The following is a 25,320-nucleotide window of genomic DNA, read 5'->3' on the forward strand; positions in this document are numbered from 1 at the left end:
GCGCGCTTTCTTTCGCTATTCACACGGCGGGAAGGGTATATTCTCTCCAGAATGTACGTTGATTTCATCCATTAATGAAATCACTTTCAACTTTGGGCGCCTGCTATCAATGAACATGCTGGAAAGAATCCAGTCCCGTCTGGACACCCTGAGCAAATCCGAACGCAAAGTTGCCGAGATAATCCTCGCGGCCCCGGCGCAGGCCATTCACTCCAGCATCGCCGCACTGGCCCAGCAGGCGGCGGTCAGCGAGCCGACGGTTAACCGCTTCTGCCGCAGCATGGAGACGCGCGGCTTCCCCGATTTTAAGCTACATCTGGCGCAGAGCCTCGCCAACGGTACGCCCTACGTCAACCGCAACGTTGATGAAGATGATAGCGTAGACGCCTACACCGGCAAGATTTTCGAATCGGCGATGGCAAGTCTTGACCAGGTGCGGCACGCTCTCGATATGGCGGCGGTGAACCGCGCCGTTGACCTGCTGACCCAGGCGAAGCGCGTCGCTTTTTTCGGGCTGGGCTCCTCTGCCGCCGTCGCCCACGACGCGATGAACAAGTTCTTCCGCTTCAACGTCCCGGTGGTCTACTCCGATGACATCGTCGTGCAGCGCATGAGCTGCATGAACTGCAGCGAAAATGACGTGGTCGTTATTATCTCCCACACCGGGCGCACCAAGAGCCTGGTGGAGCTGGCGCAGCTGGCGCGGGAAAATGACGCGATGGTCATCGCCCTCACCTCTGCCGATACGCCGCTGGCGCGGGAAGCCTCGCTGGCTATCACGCTCGACGTACCGGAAGATACCGACATTTATATGCCGATGGTTTCCCGCCTTGCTCAGCTTACGGTCATCGACGTGCTGGCAACCGGCTTTACCCTGCGCCGCGGGGCAAAATTCAGGGATAACTTGAAGCGGGTCAAGGAAGCGCTGAAGGAATCGCGCTTTGATAAAGCGTTGCTCACTGGCAACGATCATCAGTAAATTTTTTATAACAATATTGTAACCCATTAGTACATTCGGTTAAGTTCCTGAATGGATTTATTCGGGTGGACCTGGCAAATTTTTGTTCACACGACACCAAAATGTTTCATCAACGGAGTATTACATGTCCAGAAGGCTTCGCAGAACCAAAATCGTCACCACGTTAGGCCCGGCAACCGACCGCGATAACAACCTTGAAAAGGTGATTGCCGCAGGCGCCAACGTGGTGCGCATGAACTTCTCACACGGTACGGCGGAAGACCATAAGCTCCGCGCCGATAACGTCCGTGAAATCGCGGCCAGACTGGGACGTCACGTAGCGATCCTCGGCGATCTGCAGGGACCGAAAATTCGCGTCTCCACGTTCAAAGAGGGCAAAGTATTCCTCAATGTTGGCGATAAATTCCTGCTGGATGCCAACCTGGAGAAAGGCGAAGGCGACAAGGACAAAGTTGGCATCGACTATAAAGGCCTGCCCGCAGACGTGGTGCCGGGCGATATCCTGCTGCTCGACGATGGACGCGTGCAGCTGAAAGTGCTCGACGTTCAGGGCATGAAGGTGTTCACCGAAGTGACCGTCGGCGGCCCGCTCTCCAACAACAAGGGCATCAACAAGCTCGGCGGTGGCCTCTCTGCCGAAGCGCTGACCGAAAAAGACAAGGCGGACATCAAAACTGCCGCCCTGATCGGCGTGGATTATCTCGCGGTCTCCTTCCCGCGCTGCGGCGAAGATCTGAACTACGCCCGCCGCCTGGCCGAGGAAGCGGGCTGCAATGCCAAAATTGTCGCCAAAGTGGAGCGTGCGGAAGCGGTCTGCAGCCAGGACGCGATGGATGATATTATCCTCGCCTCTGATGTTGTGATGGTGGCCCGCGGCGACCTCGGCGTCGAGATCGGCGATCCGGAACTGGTCGGCATTCAGAAGGCGCTGATCCGCCGCGCCCGCCAGCTCAACCGCGCGGTGATCACCGCCACCCAGATGATGGAGTCGATGATCACCAACCCGATGCCGACCCGCGCAGAAGTCATGGACGTGGCAAACGCCGTGCTGGACGGCACCGATGCGGTGATGCTGTCGGCGGAAACCGCGGCCGGCCAGTATCCGGCGGAAACCGTGGCCGCGATGGCCCGGGTCTGCCTCGGCGCAGAGAAGATCCCGAGCGTTAACGTCTCCAAGCACCGCCTCGACGTGCAGTTTGATAACGTTGAAGAGGCGCTGGCGATGTCGGCGATGTACGCCGCTAACCACCTGAAGGGCATCACGGCGATCATCACCATGACCGAATCCGGCCGCACCGCGCTGATGACGTCGCGCATCAGCTCCGGCCTGCCGATTTTCGCCATGTCCCGCCACGAGAGCACGCTCAATCTGACCGCCCTCTACCGCGGCGTCACGCCGGTGCACGTTGACAGCGCCACCGACGGCGTTGCCGCCGCTAACGACGCGGTAAACCTGCTGCGCGATATGGGCTACCTGATGTCCGGTGACCTGGTTATCGTCACCCAGGGCGACGTGATGGGCACCGTTGGCTCAACCAACACCACGCGTATTTTAACGGTCGAGTAAACCGACTCTGACAAAAAAGCGCCTTCAGGGCGCTTTTTTTACTTCGGATAGAGATCCTTACGCTTATACGGCTGGATTTCACCCGGCCTGCGCGTCTTCAGCAGCTTCAGGATCCAGGTGTACTGCTCCTTATGCGGGTTGACGAAAATCTCCACCTCTTCATTCATGCGCCGCGCGATGGTGGTATCATCCGCCGTCAACAGATCGTCCATCGGCGGACGTATCTCAACCGTCAGGCGGTGAGTTTTGCCGTCATACACCGGAAACAGCGGCACAACCCTGGCCCTGCACACCTTCATTAAGCGGCCGATAGCGGGCAGCGTCGCCTTGTAGGTCGCAAAGAAATCGACAAACTCGCTGTGCTCGCGGCCGTGGTCCTGATCGGGCAGATAGTAGCCCCAGTAGCCCTGGCGCACCGACTGAATAAACGGCTTGATACCGTCATTGCGGGCGTGCATCCGGCCGCCAAAGCGGCGGCGCACGGTGTTCCAGACGTAGTCGAAGACAGGATTGCCCTGATTGTGGAACATCGCCGCCATCTTCTGGCCCTTAGAGGCCATCAGCATCGCCGGAATGTCCACCCCCCAGCCGTGCGGCACGAGGAAAATGACCTTCTCGTTGTTGCGCTGCAGCTCGTCGATAATCTCAATGCCCTGCCAGTCAACGCGCCCGAGGATCTTCTGCGGATCGCGCATCCCCAACTCGGCCATCATCGCCATCGCCTGCGGGGCGGTGGCATACATCTCATCGATGATCGCCTCGCGCTCGGCCTCGCTTTTTTCGGGGAAGCAGTAGAGCAGATTGATCTGCGCGCGGCGACGCGCGCTTCTGGCCCGCCGCCCCACCAGCCGCCCCAGCGCGCCGAGGATCGGATCGCGAAACGCCGGCGGCGTCAGGGCGATACCGGCAAAGGCGTAAACCCCCAGCCACGAGCCCCAGTAGCGAGGGTGGAGAAAGGATTTTTCAAACTGAGGAATAAACTCACTATTATTTTTTTTAGTGTCCATGCAAGTCAGGATCGTACTCAAGAAAATTATCGCATAGTGTAGCGACGCCGCGGGCTTCGCACAAAAGGAAAAGCCGATGCCCGCAGGGGCACCGGCTTTCAGCGGTTACGAATCAGTCAAGACGCAGCTGCGGAGCTACCTCTTTAACCTGGGCCAGGTAGTCGCGGCGATCGGAGCCGGTCAGGCCCTCGGTGCGCGGCAGCTTGGCCGTCAGCGGGTTAACCGCCTGCTGGTTGATCCACACTTCATAGTGCAGGTGCGGCCCGGTGGAGCGGCCGGTGTTTCCGGAGAGCGCAATGCGGTCGCCGCGCTTCACTTTCTGCCCCGGCTTGACCAGAATTTTACGCAGGTGCATATAGCGCGTGGTGTAGGTCCGCCCGTGGCGGATCGCCACGTAGTAACCCGCCGCGCCGCTGCGCTTGGCCATCACCACTTCGCCATCACCGACGGAGAGCACCGGCGTGCCCTGCGGCATGGCAAAATCGACGCCGCGGTGCGGAGCAATGCGCCCGGTCACCGGGTTGAGGCGACGCGGATTAAAGTTCGAGGAGACGCGGAACTGGCGCGAGGTCGGGAAGCGCAGGAAACCCTTCGCCAGCCCGGTGCCGTTCTTGTCATAGAATTTGCCGTCATCGGCGCGGATAGCGTAGTAGTCTTTACCGTCAGAGCGCAGGCGCACCCCGAGCAGCTGGCTCTGCTCGCGCTTGCCGTCGAGCATTTCGCGCGACATCAGCACCGAGAACTGATCGCCTTTTTTCAGCTTGCGGAAGTCCATCTGCCACTGCATCGCCTTAATGACCGCGCCCACTTCGGCGCTGGTCAGCCCGGCGCTGCGCGCGCTGGCCACGAAGCTGCCGCCCACGGTGCCATTCACAATGCTGTTGACCCAGTCGCCCTGCTGCGTTTCGCTGCTCATCTTAAAGCCGTTAGCCGCGCGGTCGTAGGTGCGGGTTTCGCGACGCGACATCTCCCAGGTCAGACGCTGGAGATCGCCGTCTGCGGTCAGGGTCCAGGAGAGCTGCTGGCCAATCTTGAGGTTGCGCAACTCCTTGTCAGAGGCGGCGAGCTTGCTGATCTCGCCCATGTCGATGCCATACTGGTTGAGGATGCTGCTGAGCGTATCGCCGGTGGAGACCACGTATTCGTGGACGCCGGCCTCGTTTTCAGTTTTATCGTCCAGCTCATCCTGGGGGATGGCTTCGTCTTCCTGTGCGGCCTGATCGATAGGTTCACTGGCCTCCGGAAGCAGGGAGCGGATCTCTTTCTTCTCGAGCTCAATCGTCCTGATTACGGGCGCCGAGTCGGGGTGATAGATGTAGGGTCGCCAGACGGCGACCGCGAGCGTTAGAACAGTCAGCGACCCCAGCATTACGCGGTGGGGGCGCGGCAAATTATTAAATGCCAGGGCGACAGAGCGGGCTATCTGTTGCACGTATTCACTTCCTCGTTAATCTCCCTTCAGGCAGCCTGAATATTGGTTTGCCAGCTGGGTGAGAAACTGCATATAGCTCGTTTTCCCCAGCTGGATAGCGGTGCCAAGCGGATCCAGCGTTCCCATTCGAACGGAGGTGCCGCGCGCAACCGCCTCTACCACTGCCGGCCTGAATTGTGGCTCAGCAAAAACGCAGCGCGCTTTTTGCTCAACCAACTGTGTTCTTATTTCATGTAAACGCTGCGCACCAGGCTGTATTTCAGGGTTTACGGTAAAATGACCCAGGGAGGTCAGCCCGTAGTGCTTTTCAAAGTAGCCATAGGCGTCATGAAAAACAAAATACCCTTCACCTTTCAGCGGTGCCAGCTCGTTACCTACCTGCTTATCGGTCGCGGCTAATTGTGCCTCAAAGTCCCGCAGGTTGGCGTCAAGTTTGGCTCGACTTTGCGGCATAAGTTCCACTAATTTATCGTGGATTGCAACCGCCGAAAGCCGCGCTATCTCTGGGGAAAGCCACAGATGCATGTTGTACTCGCCGTGATGGTGATCGCCATCACTTTTTTCATTTGAAACCTGTCCGTGCCCGTGGTCGTGGTCATCATCATCCGCGCCTTTTTGCAGCAGCGGCTGCACGCCGGGCAGCGCCGAGATTGTGACCTTTTTTGCTTCAGGAAACTTGCTCGCCGTCTTGTCCATAAATGCTTCCATCTCAGGACCGATCCATACGACTAAGTCAGCGTTTTGTAAGCGTTTTGCATCGGATGGACGCAGGGAATAGTCATGCTCTGAGGCGCCGTCTGGCAGCAAAACCTGGGTATCCGTCACGCCATCTGCGATAGCTGAAGCGATAAAGCCTACCGGTTTCAGGGAGGCAACAACCGCCGCCTGGGAATGTGTTACACTTGTCGTCCAAAGGGCAGTGGCAATGCCAGCGCAAAGAAGCGTATATTTATGTAACATAATGCGTCAACCTATCGTTATCAACTTAAGTTGCGTGATATTATAACATTTAATTATTAATGTAACCCCTATTGTTATGAGCAACCTTGTAAAGCTTGAAAACGTCGCGGTCACCTTTGGCCGACGCCGCGTCCTGTCCGATATTTCCCTGACGCTCAGCCCCGGAAAAATCCTTACGCTGCTCGGGCCAAACGGTGCCGGCAAGTCCACGCTGGTGCGGGTCGTGCTTGGGCTGGTAGCACCTGATGAAGGGCGCATCCACCGCGAGCCTAAACTGCGCATCGGCTATGTACCGCAAAAGTTACACCTCGATGCGACGCTGCCGCTGACGGTGAACCGCTTTCTGCGCCTGCGCCCCGGCGTTCGCAAAGAGGAGATCCTGCCGGCGCTCAGGCGCGTACATGCGGGCCACCTCGCGGATGCGCCGATGCAGAAGCTCTCCGGCGGCGAAACCCAGCGCGTGCTGCTGGCCAGAGCCCTGCTCAACAGCCCGCAGCTGCTGGTGCTGGACGAACCGACGCAGGGCGTCGACGTCAACGGCCAGGTGGCGCTGTACGACCTTATCGACCAGCTGCGCCGGGAGCTGAACTGCGCGGTGCTGATGGTCTCTCACGACCTGCACCTGGTGATGGCCAAAACCGACGAGGTGCTGTGCCTCAATCACCACATCTGCTGCTCAGGCACCCCGGACGTGGTCTCTCTGCATCCGGAATTTATCTCCATGTTCGGGCCGCGCGGCGCCGAACAGCTCGGCATATACCGCCATCAGCATAACCACCGCCATGATTTACAGGGGCGGATCGTCCTGCGTCGGGGAAATAACCAATAATGATCGAACTACTGCTTCCCGGCTGGCTGGCCGGGATGATGCTTGCCTGCGCCGCCGGCCCGCTGGGCTCTTTTGTCGTCTGGCGCCGGATGTCCTATTTTGGCGATACCCTCGCCCACGCTTCGCTGCTGGGCGTCGCCTTCGGCCTGCTGCTGAACGTGAATCCTTTCTATGCGGTGATCGCCGTGACTCTGCTGCTGGCGGGCGGACTGGTATTTCTGGAGCGCCGTCCGCACCTGGCGGTAGATACGCTGCTGGGGATCATGGCCCACAGCGCGCTGTCTCTGGGGCTGGTGGTGGTCAGCCTGATGTCCAACGTCCGGGTGGATCTGATGGCCTATCTGTTTGGCGATCTGCTGGCGGTAACGCCGGAGGATTTGGTTGCTATCGGACTGGGAACGCTGGTGGTGATTGCCATTCTGCTTTGGCAGTGGCGCAACCTGCTGTCGATGACCATCAGCCCGGATCTGGCCTTTGTCGACGGGGTGAAGCTGCAGCGGGTCAAGCTGCTGCTGATGCTGGTGACGGCGCTCACTATCGGCGTGGCGATGAAGTTTGTCGGCGCGCTGATTATCACCTCGTTACTGATAATTCCGGCGGCCACCGCGCGGCGCTTCGCCCGCACGCCGGAGCAGATGGCGGCTATTGCCGTGGGGATCGGTATGCTGGCGGTCACCGGCGGCCTGACCTTCTCGGCGTTTTACGATACGCCCGCCGGGCCGTCGGTGGTGCTCTGCGCGGCGGTGCTGTTTGTGTTCAGCATGTGTAAGAAACCTGCCGCCTGACGGGCGACAGCGCCGGGCGGCGGCGGTGCCCTGCCCGGCCTACGGCATCTCCGGCGGCTTAATGCCGAAATGGTCCCACGCCCGCACCGTCGCCATGCGCCCGCGCGGCGTGCGCTGCAGGAAGCCCTGCTGGATCAGAAAGGGTTCCAGCACGTCCTCAATCGTTTCCCGCTCTTCGCCGATGGCCGCCGCCAGGTTATCCAACCCCACCGGGCCGCCGAAGAACTTGTCGATCACCGCCAGCAGCAGCTTGCGGTCCATGTAGTCAAAGCCTTCGGCGTCAACGTTAAGCATATCCAGCGCCTGGGCGGCGATCTCGTGCGAGATAGTGCCGTCGTGGCGCACTTCGGCAAAGTCGCGCACCCGGCGCAGCAGGCGGTTGGCGATGCGCGGCGTGCCGCGCGAGCGCTTAGCCACTTCCAGGGCGCCCTCTTCGCTCATCTCCAGCCCCATGTGGCGGGCGCTGCGTGCGACGATATGCTGCAGGTCCGGCACCTGATAAAACTCCAGCCGCTGGACGATGCCAAAGCGGTCGCGCAGCGGCGAGGTCAGCGAACCGGCGCGCGTGGTGGCGCCAATCAGGGTAAACGGCGGCAGATCGATTTTAATTGAGCGCGCCGCCGGCCCTTCGCCGATCATGATATCCAGCTGGTAGTCTTCCATTGCCGGATAGAGCACCTCTTCCACCACCGGCGACAGGCGGTGAATTTCGTCGATGAACAGCACGTCGTGCGGCTCAAGGTTGGTCAGCATCGCCGCCAGATCGCCCGCTTTTTCCAGCACCGGGCCGGAAGTGGTGCGCAGGTTAACGCCCATCTCATTGGCAACGATGTTGGCAAGCGTCGTTTTGCCCAGCCCCGGCGGGCCGAAGATCAGCAGGTGGTCAAGAGCGTCGCCGCGCAGCTTCGCCGCCTGGATGAAGATCTCCATCTGCGAGCGCACCTGCGGCTGGCCGATGTACTCTTCGAGCATTTTCGGGCGGATAGCGCGGTCAACCACGTCCTCCGGCGTGACGCTGGCGGCAGAGACCAGGCGGTCGGCTTCAATCATCCCTTACCTCACATGGCGGCGCGCAGGGCGTCGCGGATTAACGTTTCGCTGCTGGCGTTCGGGGCGGCGATTTTGCTCACCATTCGGCTCGCTTCCTGAGGTTTATAGCCCAGCGCCACCAGCGCGGCAACCGCTTCCTGCTCGGCGTCGTCGGTGGCCTGGCTGGCAGGCGAGGTCAGCACCAGATCGGCGGCCGGGGTAAACAGGTCGCCGTGCAGGCCCTTGAAGCGGTCTTTCATTTCCACCACCAGCCGCTCGGCGGTTTTCTTGCCGATGCCCGGCAGCTTCACCAGCGCGGCGGCATCTTCCCGCTCGACGGAATTGACGAACTGCTGCGCCGACATGCCCGACAGGATGGCCAGCGCCAGCTTTGGCCCGACGCCGTTGGTTTTAATCAGCTCTTTGAACAGCGTCCGCTCCTGCTTATTGTTGAAGCCGAACAGCAGCTGGGCGTCTTCGCGCACCACGAAGTGGGTGAAGACCACCGCCTCCTGTCCCAGCTCCGGCAGTTCGTAGAAGCAGGTCATCGGCATATGCACTTCATAGCCCACGCCGCCCGCCTCCAGCAGTACCAGCGGGGGCTGCTTTTCTAAAATGATGCCTCTGAGTCTGCCGATCACACAATGCTCCTGGATAAAAAGAGAATACCAGCGGGTATCATAAAAAAAGGCTGGATGAATATCCAGCCTTACGTTAACGCAGCCTGCCGCGCGCCAGATTAAGCCTTGATTCGCTCATCTGCATCGCATTCTGGCTGACGTGGCAGTGGGTAATGGCGATAGCCAGCGCATCGGCGGCATCCGCCTGCGGATTGGCCGGGAGCTTAAGCAGGGTGCGCACCATGTGCTGCACCTGGCTCTTCTCCGCGCTGCCGATGCCCACTACCGTCTGCTTCACCTGGCGGGCCGCGTACTCAAACACCGGCAGGTCCTGGTTAACCGCCGCGACAATCGCCACGCCGCGCGCCTGCCCCAGCTTCAGCGCCGAGTCCGCATTTTTCGCCATAAAGACCTGCTCAATGGCGAAGAAATCGGGCTGGAACTGGGTGATGATTTCCGACACGCCGGCGTAAATCAGCTTCAGGCGCGAGGGCAGATCGTCGACTTTGGTGCGAATGCAGCCGCTGCCGAGGTAGCTGAGCTGCCGCCCGACCTGGCGGATCACGCCGTAGCCGGTGATGCGCGACCCCGGGTCAATACCGAGAATAATCGCCATCACGCACCTCCGGGCAGCGAAGTATCGCGCCGCATTACAGGGTTGCCGCCACCTCGTCAGAGATCTCACCGTTATGGTAGACCTCCTGCACGTCGTCGCAGTCTTCCAGCATGTCGATCAGGCGCAGCAGCTTCGGCGCGGTTTCCGCATCCATGTCCGCTTTGGTCGACGGGATCATGGAGACTTCTGCGCTGTCCGGCTTAAGGCCAGCGGCTTCCAGCGCGTCGCGCACGGCGCCCAGCTCTTCCCAGGCGGTAAAGACGTCTACCGCGCCGTCGTCGTAGCCGACCACGTCTTCAGCGCCCGCTTCCAGGGCCGCTTCCATGATGGTGTCTTCGTCGCCCTGTTCGAAAGAGATAACCCCTTTCTTGCTGAACAGATAGGCCACGGAGCCGTCGGTGCCGAGGTTGCCGCCGGTTTTGGTGAAGGCGTGGCGAACTTCGGCGACGGTGCGGTTGCGGTTGTCGGACAGGCACTCAACCATGATGGCGGTACCGCCCGGGCCATAGCCTTCATAGATGATGGTTTCCATGTTGGAATCTTCATCACCGCCCACGCCGCGCGCGATGGCGCGATTCAGGGTATCGCGGGTCATGTTGTTGGACAGCGCTTTATCCACCGCCGCGCGCAGGCGCGGGTTGGAAGCCGGATCACCGCCGCCCAGACGCGCAGCGGTAACCAGCTCGCGAATGATTTTGGTGAAGATTTTACCGCGTTTGGCATCCTGAGCTGCTTTGCGGTGCTTGGTGTTGGCCCATTTACTGTGACCTGCCATAAATTACTCTCCGAAAAGAGCGGCCCTCAGGCCGCTTTAATTACAAACTCTTCAATCGCCTGCCGGTTGCTCCAGGACTTGGTAAGCGCGGCCGCCTCGGCGGCCTCCACCCAGCGCCAGGCCAGGTGCTCGCTTAACGTAACCTCGCGCTCGTGGGGCAGCGCAAGACAGAACCATGATTCCGTATTGCGCACCACGCCCGGCGCATAGCGATGACGTAAATGTGAAAAAATTTCAAACTCCACCGTGCGCTGACAGTCGATCAGGGTCAGTTGTCCGTCGGCGACATCAATGGCGACCTCTTCCTTTACTTCGCGCGCGGCGGCCTGCGGCGCGGTTTCGCCCTCTTCCACGCTGCCGGTAACCGACTGCCAGAATTCAGGGTCATCGCGCCGCTGCAGCATCAGCACCCGCCCCGAATCCTGCGCAAAAATCACCACCAGAATCGATACGGGACGCTTGTATGCCATCTCGCTTAGTCCTTCTTCGTCACCTGAATGCCCAGCTCGCCGAGCGCGGTCGGATTGGCGAAGCTCGGGGCTTCGGTCATCAGACAGGCGGCGGCGGTGGTTTTCGGGAAGGCGATAACGTCGCGAATGTTGTCGGTGCCGGTCAGCAGCATGGTCAGGCGATCCAGACCGAACGCCAGGCCCGCGTGCGGCGGCGTACCGTACTTCAGGGCGTCCAGCAGGAAGCCAAACTTCTCGCGCTGCTCCTGCTCATTGATGCCGAGAATGCCGAACACGGTCTGCTGCATTTCGCCGTTGTGGATACGCACGGAACCGCCGCCCACTTCATAGCCGTTGATGACCATATCGTACGCGTTGGCCACGGCGTCTTCCGCCCCGGCCTTCAGCTCGGCGGCCGTCATGTCTTTCGGCGAGGTGAACGGGTGGTGCATCGCGGTCAGGCCGCCTTCCCCGTCGTCCTCGAACATCGGGAAGTCGATAACCCACAGCGGCGCCCACTGGCTTTCGTCGGTAAGGCTGAGGTCTTTACCCAGGCGCAGGCGCAGCGCGCCCATGGCATCGGCAACGATTTTCTTGTTGTCGGCGCCGAAGAACACCATATCGCCGTCCTGCGCGCCGGTGCGCTCAAGGATCGCTTCAACGATCTCTGCGGTCAGGAACTTGGCGACCGGGCTGGTGATACCTTCCAGACCCTTCGCACGCTCGGTGACTTTAATATAGGCCAGGCCTTTGGCGCCGTAGATCTTCACAAACTCGCCGTACTGGTCGATAAGCTTGCGGGTAAGCGACGCCCCGCCCGGCACGCGCAGCGCGGCAACGCGGCCTTTCGGATCGTTAGCCGGACCGGCGAAGACGGCGAACTCGACGCTTTTCAGCAGATCGGCCACGTCCACCAGCTCCATCGGGTTGCGCAGGTCGGGCTTATCGGAGCCGTAGCGGCGCTCGGCTTCGGCGAAGGTCATCACCGGGAAGTCGCCCAGGTCAACGCCCTTGATCTCCAGCCACAGCTGGCGCACCAGCGCTTCCATCACTTCGCGCACCTGCGGTGCGGTCATGAAGGAGGTTTCAACATCGATCTGGGTGAATTCAGGCTGGCGGTCGGCGCGCAGATCTTCGTCGCGGAAGCATTTGACTATCTGATAGTAGCGGTCGAAGCCGGACATCATCAGCAGCTGCTTGAACAGCTGCGGAGACTGCGGCAGCGCGTAAAATTTGCCCTTGTGCACGCGGGACGGCACCAGGTAGTCGCGCGCGCCCTCCGGCGTCGCCTTGGTCAGCATCGGGGTTTCGATATCGAGGAAACCGTGGTCGTCCATAAAGCGGCGCACGAAGCTGGTGATTTTGGCGCGGGTCTTCAGGCGGGTGGCCATTTCCGGACGGCGCAGGTCGAGGTAGCGGTACTTGAGGCGCGCTTCCTCGGTGTTGACGTGATTGGAGTCAAGCGGCAGCGATTCTGCGCGGTTGATGATGACAAGGTCAGAGGCCAGCACTTCGACAGCGCCGGTCGCCATATCGCTGTTGACGTTTTTCTCGTCGCGGGCGCGCACGGTGCCGGTCACCTGAATGCAGAACTCGTTACGCAGTTCAGAGGCAAGCTTCAGCGCGTCCGCGCGATCCGGATCGAAAAATACCTGAACAATGCCTTCGCGGTCGCGCATGTCGATGAAGATAAGGCTGCCGAGATCGCGACGGCGATTGACCCAACCACAAAGAGTCACCTGCTGCCCGACGTGGGTCTGACGCAGCTGCCCGCAATATTCTGTACGCATGAGAGTTCCCTTAACTTAGCCGCAGGCACTACTGTCGCAGCTTTAGCTGAATGTCACAACTGGATGAAAAAAGGCGGCTATTATACTGGAAATTCTGCCGTTCGATAAGAGTAACGCGCACCGGACGCGCGTTTGCTGTACGCTTAGTGCGCGCACTCACAAAAATTAACAAAATCTGGCGCGCGAACGACGGCCGTCTCAACGTATGGTTACTCTCCTGACCGACTGATTTAATGGGAAAACAATGACAGAACTGAATGCAAAAACCACGGCTCTGGTGATCATCGACCTGCAGGAGGGAATTTTACCCTTCGCCGGCGGCCCGCACTCCGCCGCTGACGTCGTCGACCGCGCCGCAAAGCTTGCCGACAGATGCCGCCAGCAGGGCGCGCCGGTTATCCTGGTCCGCGTCGGCTGGTCCGCCGACTTTGCCGAAGCCCTGAAGCAGCCGGTGGACGCCCAGGCCGCGGCGCAGGCGCTGCCCGACAACTGGTGGCGCTATCCGCAGGCGCTCGGCAAGCAGGCGAGCGATATCGAAGTGACCAAACGCCAGTGGGGCGCCTTTTACGGCACCGACCTGGAGCTGCAGCTGCGCCGCCGCGGTATCGACACCATTATCCTGTGCGGCATCTCGACCAACATCGGCGTTGAGTCCACCGCCCGCAACGCCTGGGAGCTGGGCTTTAGGCTGGTGATTGCCCAAGACGCCTGTTCAGCCGCCAGCGCTGAGCAGCATCAGGGCAGCATGACCCACATCTTCCCGCGCATCGCCCGGGTGCGCAGCACGGACCAGATCCTGCAGGCGCTATGATCTACGTTGGCCTGCCCCAGTGGTCGCACCCGAAGTGGGTGCGGCTCGGCATCACCGGGCTCGACGCGTACGCCCGCCACTTTAACTGCGTGGAGGGCAATACCACCCTCTACGCGCTGCCGAAGCCGGAGATCGTCGCCCGCTGGCGCGAGCAGACCCACGACGACTTCCGCTTCTGCTTTAAATTCCCGGCGACCATCAGCCACCGGGCGGCGCTGCGCAACTGCGGTGAACTGACGGCGGAGTTCTTTACGCGCCTGGCGCCGCTGGCAGACCGCATCGGCCAGTACTGGCTGCAGCTGCCGGCCACGTTTGCGCCCCGCGATCTCCCGGCGCTGTGGGCCTTTCTTGATGCCCTGCCCGCCGGCTTTACCTACGGCGTTGAAGTCCGCCACCCGCAGTTTTTTGCCAAAGGCGACGATGAGCTGCAGCTTAACCAGGGCCTGCACGCCCGCGGCGTGAATCGGGTTATCCTCGACAGCCGGCCCGTTCACAGCGCCCCGGCGCGCAGCGAGGCGATGATCGAGGCGCAGCGCAAGAAGCCGAAGCTGCCGGTGCACGCGGTGGTGACGGCGAACAATCCGCTGGTGCGCTTTATCGGCAGCGACGACATGGCGCAGAACCGCGCGCTGTTTGACGCCTGGCTGACGAAACTCCCCACCTGGGCCGGGCGGACGACGCCCTATCTGTTTCTGCATACGCCGGATATCGCTCAGGCCCCGGAGCTGGTCGATACGCTGTGGCAGGATCTGCAGCGGGCGCTGCCGGAGGTCGGGCCAGCGCCCGCAATTCCACAGCAAACTTCTCTTTTCTGAGTTTCCTTCCTATCATAGGCAGTGCCATCTGCCAGCTTAACAGGGAGTTTGTATGGTCAGCGCGCTGTATGCCGTTTTGGGTGCGTTAATCTTAATCAAGTTTTCATTCGACGTCGTCCGCCTGCGCACCCAGTACCGGGTCGCCTACGGCGACGGCGGCTTTAGCGAGCTGCAGAGCGCGATCCGCATTCACGGCAACGCCGTGGAGTATGTGCCGCTGGGGCTGGTGCTGCTGCTGTTTATGGAGATGAACGGCGCCGAAACCTGGATGGTACACGTCTGCGGCATTTTGCTGATCCTCGGGCGGCTGATGCACTACTACGGCTATCACCACCGCCTGTACCGCTGGCGGCGCTCGGGCATGAGCGCCACCTGGTGCTCGCTGCTGCTGATGGTGCTGGCTAACCTCTGGTATATGCCGTGGGAGTTGGTTTTCTCCCTGCGTTAGCGCACAATACGCCGTTTTTTATTTTCTGGAATACCGCTATGTCCCATCGCGACACGCTCTTCTCTGCGCCTATCGCCCGCCTCGGCGACTGGACCTTTGACGAAAAAGTGGCCGAAGTTTTCCCCGATATGATCCAGCGCTCGGTGCCGGGCTACTCCAACATCATCTCGATGATTGGCATGCTGGCGGAGCGCTTCGTCCAGCCCGACACCCGGGTTTACGATCTCGGCTGCTCGCTGGGCGCCGCCACGCTCTCCATTCGCCGCAACATCGCCGCCGAAGGCTGTAAAATTATCGGCGTCGATAACTCGCCGGCAATGGTCGAGCGCTGCCGCCGCCACATCGACGCCTATAAGGCGCCGACGCCGGTAGACATTATTGAAGGCGATATCCGCGATATTGAGATTGAGAACGCCTCGCTGGTGGTGCTCAACTTCACGCTGCAGTTTATCGAACCGGAAGAGCGTCAGGCCCTGCTGGCGAAGATCTGCGCCGGGCTGAATCCGGGCGGCGCGCTGGTGCTGTCGGAGAAGTTCAGCTTTGAGGATGAGAGAGTCGGCGAGCTGCTGTTTAACATGCACCACGACTTCAAGCGCGCCAACGGCTACAGCGAACTGGAAATCAGCCAGAAGCGCAGCATGCTGGAAAATGTCATGCTGACCGACTCGGTGGAAACGCATAAAGAGCGCCTGCGCGCCGCCGGGTTCGCCCACAGCGAACTGTGGTTCCAGTGCTTTAACTTTGGTTCGCTGGTGGCGCTGAAGGCCGGAGCGGACCAATGATTGAATTTGCCAACTTCTATCAGCTGATCGCCAAAGAGCCGCTGCTGGCCCGCTGGCTGGAAACCTTGCCCGCCCAGGTGGGCGCCTGGCAGCGCGAAAATCTGCACGGGCAGTTCAAACACTGGGCGCGTTCAGTCGAATACCTGCCGGAAATTCAGCCCTGGAAGCTCGACCTGCTGCACAGCGTCACCGCCGAAAGCGAAGCGCCGCTGGGCGACGGCCAGATGAAGGGCATTGCGCAGCTGATGCGCAACCTGATGCCGTGGCGCAAAGGCCCCTTTTCGCTCTACGGCCTGAATATCGACACCGAGTGGCGCTCCGACTGGAAGTGGGACCGGGTACTGCCGCACCTCTCTGAGCTGACGGGGCGCACCATTCTCGACGTCGGCTGCGGCAGCGGCTACCACATGTGGCGGATGATCGGCGCCGGCGCGCGGCTGGCGGTGGGCATCGATCCGACCCAGCTGTTCCTCTGCCAGTTCGAAGCGGTGCGCAAGCTGCTCGGCGGCGACCAGCGCGCGCACCTGCTGCCGCTGGGCATTGAGCAGATGCCGCCGCTCAACGCCTTTGATACCGTCTTCTCGATGGGCGTGCTCTACCACCGCCGCTCGCCGCTGGAGCATCTGCTGCAGCTCAAAGATCAGCTGGTGAGCGAGGGCGAGCTGGTGCTGGAGACGCTGGTGGTGGACGGCGATGAAAACACGGTGCTGGTGCCTGGCGACCGCTACGCGCAGATGCGCAACGTCTACTTTATTCCCTCCGCCCCGGCGCTGAAGCAGTGGCTGGAGAAGTGCGGGTTTGTTGACGTTAAGATCGTGGATATGAACATCACCTCCACCGACGAGCAGCGCCGCACCGAATGGATGACCACCGAATCCCTCGCCGACTTCCTCGATCCCGACGACGCCAGCAAAACCGTTGAAGGCTACCCCGCCCCGCTGCGCGCGGTGCTGATCGCCAAAAAGCCGTAGCGCCCGCTGCCCGATGCCGGGCGGTGGCGAGCCCTCTTTGCACGTTCACCGCAGAGAGTCTGACAGAGAAGCAAAACGCTATGAGTGAACGGAATATTCCACAGACATCAGCAGAATACAGTCAGGGATTGCCTGAATGACCCACGCCTGAAATATAACTAATAATGAAAAAAAGGCCCCTGTTAATGGCAGGGGCCTGGTACAAATAGCATCACATTGGGCGACATGATGCGCGGTAAAAATCGTTAGCGTCCGTAGCCGGAGATAATCGCCTTCATCTCCGCCACTGCATCGCCGTTAACGGCGTAGCGGGCATATTCGTCGGCATCGGGGTCGGTAGACATCGACAGCCCCGGATTGCGGTAGCGCATCAATGAGGGAAGCCACTGCCCGGCAGAGCTGTGAACCTCCTGCACGCCCGCGGCGAGAAACTGCGCCAGATTACCGGCCCTGACTCCCGCACCTGCCATTATTATTGGAGTATCACTTCGCTGAATAAGTTCCCCGATCAGCGAAAGTCCTTTCTCCGCCGTCGGCTGCTGGCCGGAGGTGAGGATGCGCTTTACGCCAAGTTCGGCAAGATTATCAAACGCCTGGCGCGGATCGGCGCACATATCAAAGGCGCGATGAAAAGTAACCGCCAGCGGGCCGGCCGCCGCCATTATCTGCCGCATCCTCGGCATATCTACCTGACCGTCGGCGTTGAGCACGCCGGTCACCACGCCGGGGAAGCCCAGGCCGGCCACGGTGCGGATATCCTCCAGCAGCGCGGCAAACTCATCGTCGCTATAGCAAAAATCGCCGCCGCGGGGGCGCACGATGGGATGCACCGGGATCGCCACCTCGCGGCGCGCCGATTTCAGCACGCCCAGCGACGGCGTCAGTCCTCCCTCCAGCGGCGCGGCGCACAGTTCAATGCGGTCCGCGCCGCGCGCCTGCGCCTCGCGGGCGCAGGCGGTGCTGTAGCAGCATACTTCCAGTAAAGCCATTCCGTTCTCCTTTCACGTCATCGGCGGCTATTGTGCCACTCCCGCCGCCGGCAGACCCCGCGCCAGGTCACAGCCCGGCGCCGTCCGCTTCGCTGGCGACGATCTGTTCGATGCTCCACGGATGAAATTTAATCGTCACCCGCCCGTCGGTCACCGCCAGGGTCGGATTGGGCAACCGCTCGCGCTCGCCCTGCGGCGCGCTGGTCTTAACAACAATCCCCGGCTGGCTCAGCCCGTCATCCGAAAGCAGCGCCAGCGCGCGGGCGTTGAGGCCCTCAGGCTCGCCGGGCAGCACGATTTCGATATGCTCCCAGCCTTCGTGGGGATAGCGCTTCTCGCCGGGCCACGGCAGTTCCACCACGCTGAACCGCCAGTGGGCGACGCACACCGGCTCCGCCAGCCTGAACAGGCAAATCGGCCGCCCGTTAATGATATTCTCCGACAGCAGTTCGCCGCACTGCTCAAGCCCGGCCCGCCAGCGCTCGGCCGTGGCGTTCTGGTGGCAGCGCAGGGAGATGTGATCTGCCGAAAGCGGCGCGACATCCAGGCCTAAACGCTGCGCAAGGCCGCTGAGATCGTCGCTAAAGCGCGGCAGGTCGGCGGCGATGTCCGCCAGCTGCTCAATATGTTGCCAGTTCGCCATACATTCCTCTCTTTTCGATATCGGGCGTTAATCTACCCTGCTTCGCCGCCGTTACCAACCGCGTATTAACCCGCCGCGCCGGTGCTGACGGCCTGCGGCAAATGCAGTATACTCACCGGCTTAATTTGTCCACACCCCGGCGCTGCCCGCACTGCTTCGCAGCCCCATAAAAGTAAGGTACTTCGGTGAACATTCAGGCGCTTCTCTCAGAAAAAGTCAGTCAGGCCATGATTGCGGCAGGCGCACCTGCCGATTGCGAACCCCAGGTTCGTCAGTCAGCAAAGGTACAGTTTGGCGACTATCAGGCCAACGGCATGATGGCAGTTGCTAAAAAACTGGGCATGGCCCCGCGACAGCTCGCAGAGCAGGTCCTGACCCACCTTGACCTCAGCGGCATTGCCGGCAAGGTTGAGATCGCCGGCCCCGGCTTTATCAATATCTTCCTCGATCCGGCGTTTCTGGCCCAGGGCGTTTCCGACGCGCTGGCCTCCGAGCGTCTGGGCGTGACCCGCCCTGAAGCGCAGACCGTGGTCATCGACTACTCCGCGCCGAACGTGGCGAAAGAGATGCACGTCGGCCACCTGCGCTCCACCATCATCGGCGACGCCTCGGTGCGCACCCACGAATTCCTCGGCCACAAAGTGATCCGCGCCAACCACGTCGGCGACTGGGGCACCCAGTTCGGGATGCTGATCGCCTTCCTCGAGCTGAAGCAGCAGGAAAACGCCGGCGATATGGCGCTGGCGGATCTCGAAGGCTTCTACCGTGAAGCGAAAAAGCACTACGACGAAGATGAAGCCTTCGCGGAGAAAGCGCGCGGCTACGTGGTGAAACTGCAGGGCGGCGACGACTACTGCCTGCAGATGTGGCGCAAGCTGGTGGACATCACCATGTCCCAGAACCAACTGACCTACGAGCGTCTGAACGTCACCCTGACCCGCGATGACGTGATGGGCGAAAGCCTCTACAACCCGATGCTGCCGGGCATCGTCGCCGATCTGAAGGCAAAAGGCCTGGCGACCGAGAGCGAAGGCGCCACCGTGGTGTTCCTCGACGAGTACAAAAATAAAGAAGGCGACCCGATGGGCGTCATCGTGCAGAAGAAGGACGGCGGCTACCTCTACACCACCACCGACATCGCCTGCGCGAAATACCGCTATGAAACCCTGCACGCCGATCGCGTGCTCTACTACATCGACTCCCGCCAGCACCAGCACCTGATGCAGGCGTGGACTATCGTGCGCAAGGCCGGCTACGTCCCGGACAGCGTGCCGCTGGAGCACCACATGTTCGGCATGATGCTGGGTAAAGACGGCAAGCCGTTCAAAACCCGCGCCGGCGGCACCGTGAAGCTCTCCGACCTGCTGGACGAAGCGCTGGAGCGCGCCCGCCGCCTGGTGGCGGAGAAGAACCCGGAGATGCCCGCCGACGAGCTGGAAAAACTGGCCAACGCCGTGGGCATTGGCGCAGTGAAGTATGCGGACCTCTCGAAGAACCGCACCACCGACTACGTGTTCGACTGGGACAACATGCTGGCGTTCGAGGGCAACACCGCGCCGTATATGCAGTACGCCTACACCCGCGTACTGTCGGTGTTCCGCAAAGCCGGTCTGGAAGAGAGCGCCATTATCAACGCGCCGGTGACAATTGCCGATGCCCGCGAAGCCCAGCTGGCCGCGCGCCTGCTGCAGTTTGAAGAGACGCTGAACGTGGTGGCCCGCGAGGGAACCCCGCACGTGATGTGTTCCTACCTCTACGATCTGGCGGGCCTGTTCTCCGGCTTCTACGAGCACTGCCCTATCCTCACCGCCGACAGCGAAGCGATCCGCAACAGCCGCCTGAAGCTGGCGCTGCTGACGGCGAAAACGCTGAAGCTGGGCCTGGATACGCTGGGGATTGAAACCGTAGAGCGGATGTAATAAAACGGCCCGGCAGAACGTTCTGCCGGGCCGCATACCTTTTGCCTCGGTGCAGGCTTATTTCGCCAGCAGCTCCCGGCGCACGATCTCCGCCCCCGCGCCCAGCGCGTTCAGCTTGCCCCTCGCCACCCGGCGCGACAGCGGCGCCATGCCGCAGTTGGTGCACGGATAGAGCTTGTCGGCATCGACAAACTGCAGCGCCTTGCGCAGGGTGTCGGCCACCTCTTCCGGCGTTTCAATCGCATTGGTGGCCACGTCAATAGCGCCGACCATCACCTTTTTGCCGCGAATGAGCTCAATCAGATCCATCGGCACCCGCGAGTTCTGACACTCCAGCGAGACGATATCAATGTTCGACTGCTGCAGCTTGGGGAAAATCTCTTCGTACTGGCGCCACTCGTTGCCGAGCGTCTTTTTCCAGTCGGTATTGGCCTTGATGCCGTAGCCGTAGCAGATGTGAACGGCGGTTTCGCACTTCAGCCCCTCAATCGCCCGCTCGAGGGCGGCGATGCCCCAGTCGTTGACCTCGTCGAAGAAGACGTTAAAGGCCGGCTCGTCGAACTGGATGATATCCACCCCCGCCGCTTCGAGGTCTTTCGCCTCCTGGTTGAGGATGCGGGCAAACTCCCAGGCCAGTTTTTCGCGGCTCTTGTAGTGGCCATCGTACAGAGTATCAATCATGGTCATCGGGCCCGGCAGCGCCCACTTGATCGGCGCCGTGGTCTGCTGGCGCAGGAAGCGCGCGTCGTCAACGAAGACCGGCTTTTTGCGCACCACTTCGCCGATCACGCTCGGCACGCTGGCATCGTAGCGGTTGCGGATTTTGACGATTTCGCGCTTCTCAAAATCGACGCCGCTCAGGTGCTCAATAAAGGTGGTGACGAAGTGCTGGCGGGTCTGCTCGCCGTCGCTGACGATGTCGATCCCGGCCTGAAGCTGGTCGTCCAGCGCCAGGCGCAGCGCGTCCTGCTTGCCCTCAACTAAGATGTCGCTATCCAGCTTCCAGGGCGACCACAGCGTTTCCGGCTGCGCGAGCCACGACGGCTTCGGCAGGCTGCCGGCGGTGGACGTCGGTAATAATTTATTCATTGCAGGTGACCTTATGTCTTATTGGATTAATTAACGCGCGCGGCTGGCGGTCCATTGTTCGAGAATCGTTTTATAGGGCTTAATAAAGTGCTCTTCGGTAAATTTGCCCTGCTCTATTGCCAGACGGCTGCGCTCTTCCCGGTCGTAAACGATCTGCGTCACCGAATAGTCCTGATTGTGCAGATCGGGCTGATAGTACTGCCCGGCCGGTGAGTTGGCGTTGTAGATTTCCGGACGGTAAATTTTCTGGAACGTCTCCATGGTGCTGATGGTGGCGATAAGCTCCAGGTCCGTATAGTCGCGGAGCAGGTCGCCCGGGAAATAGAAAGCGAAAGGCGCGGCGCTGTTTGCCGGCATAAAATAGCGCCCGTGCAGGCCCATTTTATTGAAGTAGAAATCGGTCAGCGACGGATCGTCCTGCTGATACTCAATGCCGAGCACCGGATGCTGATTGCCGGTGCGGTAATAGAGATTTTTACTCGACACGCTCAGGCAAATCACCGGCGGCTTATCAAAGCGTTCGCGGTAGGCGTCCGAGTTAATAAAAGCCTTGAACAGCTCGCCGTGCAGATCGCCGTAATTTTCCGGAATGCTGAACTCGGTGCGATCTTTATTATATTCAGGCAGCAGGACGCTGAAGTCATAATCGCGCACGTAAGACGAGAAGTTATTGCCGACAATGCCCGAAATACGCTGCCCGGTTTGTTTATCAACAATCGTCGTTTTCAGTATTTCGATGGCCGGGAAGGTTTTGCCATTGCCTTCAATATCCACCTCAGCGGAAATAATCTCCAGCTCGACGGCGTAGCGATCGCCCTTCGGATTATCCCAGCAGGCCAGCGAATTAAAGCGCTTATCGATCATCACCAGCGCATTGTGCAGGTTCTGCTGGCGCTTCTCGCCGCGGGCCAGGTTAGCAAAGTTGGTGGTGATGCGCGTACTTTCCGAGGGGTTATAGTTCTCGTCGAAACATATGCTCTTAATGGTAAAGGCAAACTCAGTCTTCATTGCGATGGGGTATCCTGATTTTATGCTGTGAAACATGATGTTATGGGTTATTGAGGGATGCCCTTTATATTCTTGGGTTTTATCATGAGCACTGCTTATATTGTCTTGCTAAATTTATGCCAGAGTCGATGGATGAGGAAAAGTGATATAATTTCAGTGAACATGAAGCATCTTCACGTTGGCGGGAAAGCAAAAAAAGCGCCGGCGGAAAGCCCCGCCGGCGCTTTTTTATTTCTGTCTATCAAAAATACTTGCGCAGATATTCCGTCAGGCACAGCAGGGCCATCGCCTGACCGTAGGGCATGGAAGTGAGCGGGATCTGGCGATAGAAATCGAGATCGCTGCCCATGCCGGTGCCGAAGGAGGTCTGCAGCAGTTCGCCTTCCGGCGAGATGTTGGCCACGATGCCGCGCACCGCTTTCTCCGCGACCTCCGCATAGTCTGCCGGTACGTAGCGCTTGCGCACCGCTTTGAGAATACCGTAGGCGAAGCCCGCGGTGGCGGACGCCTCCAGATAGGAGTCCGGATCGTCCAGCAGCGTGTGCCATAAGCCGCTTTCGTGCTGGCACTTCGCCAGCGCCGCAATCTGAGCGTTGAGCACCTGTACCAGGTAGCGGCGCACCGCGCTGCTCTCCGGGAGATCCACCACTTCGAGAAAGTCCGGGATGACGATGGTCAGCCAGCTGTTGCCGCGCGCCCAGCGGGCTTTCGCAAAGTTGTGGTTGCCGTCGTAGCTCCAGCCGTGGAACCACAGCCCGGTCTCGCGGTCCATCAGGTTCTGGACGTGGAGCATAAACTGGTAAATGGCCTCCTCCACGTAGTGCGGGCGGTTGAGCAGCTTGCCAATTTTCGCCAGCGGCAGGACGGTCATCATCAGGGTGTCGTCCCACATCTGCTGGTGGTTCTCTTCCGCCAGGGTGATGTGCTGCATGCCGCCGGCCTCGGTGCGCGGCATGTCGTACATCGCCCACTCCGCCCAGCTGTTGAGCCACGGCAGGAAGGCCGGGTTACCGGTCTCTTCATAGCGATATGCCAGGGTCAGGAACGGCGCCATGGTGTTGACGTTTTTGGTGGTCGCCCCTTCGGCGAAGCGGTCGGCAAACCAGCGGTCAACGATATCGAGCATATCTTCGTCGCCGGTCTGCTGGTAGTACTGGTGAATGCCGTACAGCCCGACGCCGTGGGTCCACTCCCAACCGGCCCAGCCTTTGGTATCAATCACCCGACCGTCATCCAGGCGCAGCAGAAACGCGCCGGTCTCATCCTTAATGTTCACCAGATTATCGGTCAGCTTATGGATAAGCCCCTTCAGCTCATCCCTGGCGATAAAGCGCTCCGGCTGGCGCAGCAGCGGGCTGTGTTTGACGGGCCAGACTTTCATACGGTTAACCTCTGTTTAATGTCGAGTTCAGTTCAATTTTTCGTTCTAAAGCGGGCGCCGGCGGATTAATGCGGTTCAGGTAGCCGACGTTATTGTTGCCCCACAGGGATTCGAACGGCATCCCGGCCAGCATCTCCACGGTGGCGCGCGCCTGCAGGGTGGCGGCATGAGGATCTGCGCGCCCCGCCTCGCGCATCTTCGCCGTCTCTTCGCGCAGCACGCGGTGGGTGGCGAGATTGAGCTTAAAGCGCAGGGAAACCAGGAAACCGCAGGCCAGCACCGCCAGCGTACCGACGCTTAAGATAAGCAGAATGGTGTGGCTCACCTCCGGCGGCTGCACCTTCTGCCCGGAGACGAAGCCGGAGAGCTGCATGATGATCCCCACCAGCATCACCGCCCCGGCCTGAGAGGCCTTGCGGGTCAGGGTCATGATCCCGGCGAAGATGCCCTCCCGGCGCTGGCCGGTGATCACTTCGTCCACATCGGCGATATAGGTGTAGGTGTTCCACGGCACGTAGTTGATCCCGCCGCGGCCGAGACCGGCAATCGCCGACACCAGCAGCATCAGGGACCAGATATCGCTCAGCCCGGCGTAGTACAGCAGCGCGTAAGAGAGCGAGCTGAGGCCGAACAGCACCACCACCATCCGGTACGACGGCGCCGGTCCGAAGCGGATGCACAGCGGGATCATGGCAATCACCGCGATGAACTGGAAAATCGCCATCGTGCCGAGCAGGTTAGAGGCAAACGACGCCTCCTGCATCAGGACGAACACCACGTAGTAGGTAAACACGGCGTTAAACACGTCCTGGGCAATATAGCCTCCGAGGTACATGCCCAGGTGCTGGCGGAAGATCTTGATCCGCAGCGTCGAGGAGAGCTCGATAAACAGGCGGCTCAGGCTCTGGCCGAGGGAGAGGCTTTTCTTCTCCTCTTCGGCGCGCAGGGCCGCCTCGCTCCACGCCTCGCGCGGGCGCTCCCAGGTAAAAATCCAGACAAACGTCAGCATCAGGGCGCACAGCACCGAGAAGACCAGGCTTGCGTAAAAGAAGGAGATGGCGTTGTCCTTGCCGAAGTGCGTTAGCAAAATGCCCGGCAGGAAGGAGGCGAGGATCGCCGACATCTGCGCCATGGAGATGCGCGCCCCGGAGAATTTGGTCTTCTGCTTAAAGTCGTCGGTCATCTCCGGGACCAGGGTTTCATACGGCACCAGGATCATGGTGTAGACGACATCAAACAGCAGATAGGTCAGCAGGTAGTACCAGAACCCCATGTCGCCCACCCACATCAGGGAGTAGCTGAATACGCAGGGAATGCCCAGCAGAATAAAGAACTTGCGGCGGCCAAAGCGCTTGCCGAGCCAGGTAGAGCCGAAGTTGTCGGTCAGGAAGCCCATCAGCGGGCTGACCACGGCGTCAAGCACGCGCGCGGTGGCAAAAATAAAGGTGGCCTCAATAGGCGACAGCCCGCAGAAGGTGGTGTAGAAGTACAAAAGCCATGCGGCAGTCAGCGCGGTAGTACCCGCGCCCAAAAAATCACCCGAGCCGTAGGCCAGGTAGTTTTTCAATCCGATTTTACGTGTTTTCATTGCCGAAAATCCCGTGTTTTTATTCCCGGAGCAGGCCC

The 25,320-nt window shown here is 60.4% G+C and carries 25 protein-coding genes; 10 read left to right on the forward strand and 15 right to left on the reverse strand.

Features of this window, described 5'->3' with window-relative positions; translation table 11 throughout:
* Positions 1-109 precede the first annotated feature (109 nt).
* Entirely contained in the window at positions 110-979 is an 870-nt protein-coding gene (locus ENGE1_RS06035; RefSeq protein ID WP_045289172.1) for a MurR/RpiR family transcriptional regulator, read from the forward strand.
* Positions 980-1,103: 124 nt separating this feature from the next.
* Positions 1,104-2,546, forward strand: a complete 1,443-nt coding sequence (pyk, locus tag ENGE1_RS06040; RefSeq protein WP_043083347.1) for a pyruvate kinase — start codon at positions 1,104-1,106, stop codon at positions 2,544-2,546.
* A gap of 38 nt (positions 2,547-2,584) precedes the next feature.
* On the opposite strand, the gene lpxM is transcribed toward pyk, so the two are convergent.
* The 3 genes from lpxM to znuA all read right to left on the reverse strand — a co-directional run bounded on the left by lpxM (position 2,585) and on the right by znuA (position 5,945).
* Entirely contained in the window at positions 2,585-3,553 is a 969-nt protein-coding gene (lpxM, locus tag ENGE1_RS06045; RefSeq protein WP_045289173.1) for a lauroyl-Kdo(2)-lipid IV(A) myristoyltransferase, read from the reverse strand.
* Between the two features lie 112 nt (positions 3,554-3,665).
* Entirely contained in the window at positions 3,666-4,985 is a 1,320-nt protein-coding gene (mepM, locus tag ENGE1_RS06050) for a murein DD-endopeptidase MepM (RefSeq protein ID WP_043083343.1), read from the reverse strand.
* 15 nt (positions 4,986-5,000) lie between these two features.
* Complete coding sequence (znuA, locus tag ENGE1_RS06055) at positions 5,001-5,945, reverse strand: zinc ABC transporter substrate-binding protein ZnuA (protein ID WP_048252901.1); 945 nt, start codon at positions 5,943-5,945, stop codon at positions 5,001-5,003.
* A gap of 76 nt (positions 5,946-6,021) precedes the next feature.
* On the opposite strand from znuA, the gene znuC reads away from it, so the two are divergent.
* Together znuC and znuB are read left to right on the forward strand one after the other, a co-directional pair.
* The gene (gene znuC / locus ENGE1_RS06060; RefSeq protein WP_043083340.1) at positions 6,022-6,774 is read left to right on the forward strand and encodes a zinc ABC transporter ATP-binding protein ZnuC; all 753 of its coding nucleotides are present in this window, start codon (positions 6,022-6,024) and stop codon (positions 6,772-6,774) included.
* A complete protein-coding gene (gene znuB, locus ENGE1_RS06065; RefSeq protein WP_043083339.1) occupies positions 6,774-7,559 on the forward strand; it encodes a zinc ABC transporter permease subunit ZnuB in 786 nt (261 codons plus the stop codon). Before znuC ends, znuB begins: the two co-directional genes overlap by 1 nt.
* 39 nt (positions 7,560-7,598) lie before the next feature.
* Here the strand turns inward: znuB and ruvB are convergent, their stop codons facing one another.
* The 6 genes from ruvB to aspS form a co-directional block, all read right to left on the reverse strand.
* Complete coding sequence (gene ruvB / locus ENGE1_RS06070; protein ID WP_043083338.1) at positions 7,599-8,609, reverse strand: Holliday junction branch migration DNA helicase RuvB; 1,011 nt, start codon at positions 8,607-8,609, stop codon at positions 7,599-7,601.
* 8 nt (positions 8,610-8,617) lie between these two features.
* Positions 8,618-9,229, reverse strand: coding sequence for a Holliday junction branch migration protein RuvA (ruvA, locus tag ENGE1_RS06075; RefSeq protein ID WP_043083337.1), 612 nt, complete (start codon positions 9,227-9,229; stop codon positions 8,618-8,620).
* 73 nt (positions 9,230-9,302) lie between these two features.
* Positions 9,303-9,824 carry a crossover junction endodeoxyribonuclease RuvC gene (ruvC, locus tag ENGE1_RS06080; RefSeq protein ID WP_043083336.1) on the reverse strand — a complete coding sequence of 174 codons (522 nt, stop codon included), beginning with the start codon at positions 9,822-9,824 and terminating at the stop codon, positions 9,303-9,305.
* Between the two features lie 34 nt (positions 9,825-9,858).
* Positions 9,859-10,599 (reverse strand): YebC/PmpR family DNA-binding transcriptional regulator, encoded by a 741-nt coding sequence (locus ENGE1_RS06085; protein ID WP_043083335.1) that lies wholly within the window; start codon positions 10,597-10,599, stop codon positions 9,859-9,861.
* Positions 10,600-10,625: 26 nt separating this feature from the next.
* On the reverse strand, positions 10,626-11,069 hold the full coding sequence (nudB, locus tag ENGE1_RS06090; RefSeq protein ID WP_043083334.1) for a dihydroneopterin triphosphate diphosphatase: 444 nt from the start codon (positions 11,067-11,069) through the stop codon (positions 10,626-10,628).
* 5 nt (positions 11,070-11,074) lie between these two features.
* Positions 11,075-12,838, reverse strand: a complete 1,764-nt coding sequence (aspS, locus tag ENGE1_RS06095) for an aspartate--tRNA ligase (RefSeq protein ID WP_045289177.1) — start codon at positions 12,836-12,838, stop codon at positions 11,075-11,077.
* A 244-nt stretch (positions 12,839-13,082) separates the two neighbouring features.
* Here aspS and ENGE1_RS06100 point away from each other — a divergent pair, with 244 nt between their 5' ends.
* From ENGE1_RS06100 to cmoB, 5 genes are read left to right on the forward strand one after another with little or no spacing between them, the layout of a single operon-like run.
* Positions 13,083-13,649 carry a hydrolase gene (locus ENGE1_RS06100; protein ID WP_048252900.1) on the forward strand — a complete coding sequence of 189 codons (567 nt, stop codon included), beginning with the start codon at positions 13,083-13,085 and terminating at the stop codon, positions 13,647-13,649.
* Positions 13,646-14,464 carry a DUF72 domain-containing protein gene (locus ENGE1_RS06105; protein ID WP_043083330.1) on the forward strand — a complete coding sequence of 273 codons (819 nt, stop codon included), beginning with the start codon at positions 13,646-13,648 and terminating at the stop codon, positions 14,462-14,464. The genes ENGE1_RS06100 and ENGE1_RS06105 overlap by 4 nt, the downstream gene beginning before the upstream one ends.
* Before the next feature lie 52 nt (positions 14,465-14,516).
* Positions 14,517-14,912 carry an MAPEG family protein gene (locus tag ENGE1_RS06110; RefSeq protein ID WP_043083328.1) on the forward strand — a complete coding sequence of 132 codons (396 nt, stop codon included), beginning with the start codon at positions 14,517-14,519 and terminating at the stop codon, positions 14,910-14,912.
* A gap of 38 nt (positions 14,913-14,950) precedes the next feature.
* Positions 14,951-15,694 (forward strand): carboxy-S-adenosyl-L-methionine synthase CmoA, encoded by a 744-nt coding sequence (gene cmoA / locus ENGE1_RS06115; RefSeq protein WP_045289180.1) that lies wholly within the window; start codon positions 14,951-14,953, stop codon positions 15,692-15,694.
* Positions 15,691-16,665, forward strand: a complete 975-nt coding sequence (gene cmoB, locus ENGE1_RS06120; RefSeq protein ID WP_048252899.1) for a tRNA 5-methoxyuridine(34)/uridine 5-oxyacetic acid(34) synthase CmoB — start codon at positions 15,691-15,693, stop codon at positions 16,663-16,665. Before cmoA ends, cmoB begins: the two co-directional genes overlap by 4 nt.
* 245 nt (positions 16,666-16,910) lie before the next feature.
* Here the strand turns inward: cmoB and cutC are convergent, their stop codons facing one another.
* A complete protein-coding gene (gene cutC, locus ENGE1_RS06125; RefSeq protein ID WP_048252898.1) occupies positions 16,911-17,654 on the reverse strand; it encodes a copper homeostasis protein CutC in 744 nt (247 codons plus the stop codon).
* Positions 17,655-17,721: 67 nt separating this feature from the next.
* The gene (locus tag ENGE1_RS06130; protein ID WP_048252897.1) at positions 17,722-18,297 is read right to left on the reverse strand and encodes a VOC family protein; all 576 of its coding nucleotides are present in this window, start codon (positions 18,295-18,297) and stop codon (positions 17,722-17,724) included.
* A 185-nt stretch (positions 18,298-18,482) separates the two neighbouring features.
* Here ENGE1_RS06130 and argS point away from each other — a divergent pair, with 185 nt between their 5' ends.
* Complete coding sequence (gene argS / locus ENGE1_RS06135) at positions 18,483-20,216, forward strand: arginine--tRNA ligase (RefSeq protein WP_043083320.1); 1,734 nt, start codon at positions 18,483-18,485, stop codon at positions 20,214-20,216.
* Between the two features lie 57 nt (positions 20,217-20,273).
* Here the strand turns inward: argS and ENGE1_RS06140 are convergent, their stop codons facing one another.
* The 4 genes from ENGE1_RS06140 to ENGE1_RS06155 all read right to left on the reverse strand — a co-directional run bounded on the left by ENGE1_RS06140 (position 20,274) and on the right by ENGE1_RS06155 (position 25,282).
* Positions 20,274-21,305 (reverse strand): methionine synthase, encoded by a 1,032-nt coding sequence (locus tag ENGE1_RS06140; protein WP_048252896.1) that lies wholly within the window; start codon positions 21,303-21,305, stop codon positions 20,274-20,276.
* A 30-nt stretch (positions 21,306-21,335) separates the two neighbouring features.
* A complete protein-coding gene (locus ENGE1_RS06145; protein WP_043083316.1) occupies positions 21,336-22,313 on the reverse strand; it encodes a DUF1852 domain-containing protein in 978 nt (325 codons plus the stop codon).
* A 241-nt stretch (positions 22,314-22,554) separates the two neighbouring features.
* Complete coding sequence (gene bglB, locus ENGE1_RS06150; protein ID WP_048252895.1) at positions 22,555-23,694, reverse strand: beta-galactosidase BglB; 1,140 nt, start codon at positions 23,692-23,694, stop codon at positions 22,555-22,557.
* Between the two features lie 4 nt (positions 23,695-23,698).
* Positions 23,699-25,282 (reverse strand): MFS transporter, encoded by a 1,584-nt coding sequence (locus ENGE1_RS06155; RefSeq protein ID WP_048252894.1) that lies wholly within the window; start codon positions 25,280-25,282, stop codon positions 23,699-23,701.
* Positions 25,283-25,320 lie beyond the last annotated feature (38 nt).

It is taken from the genome of Pluralibacter gergoviae ATCC 33028 = NBRC 105706 (genome assembly GCF_001598855.1).
GTDB lineage: Bacteria > Pseudomonadota > Gammaproteobacteria > Enterobacterales > Enterobacteriaceae > Pluralibacter > Pluralibacter gergoviae.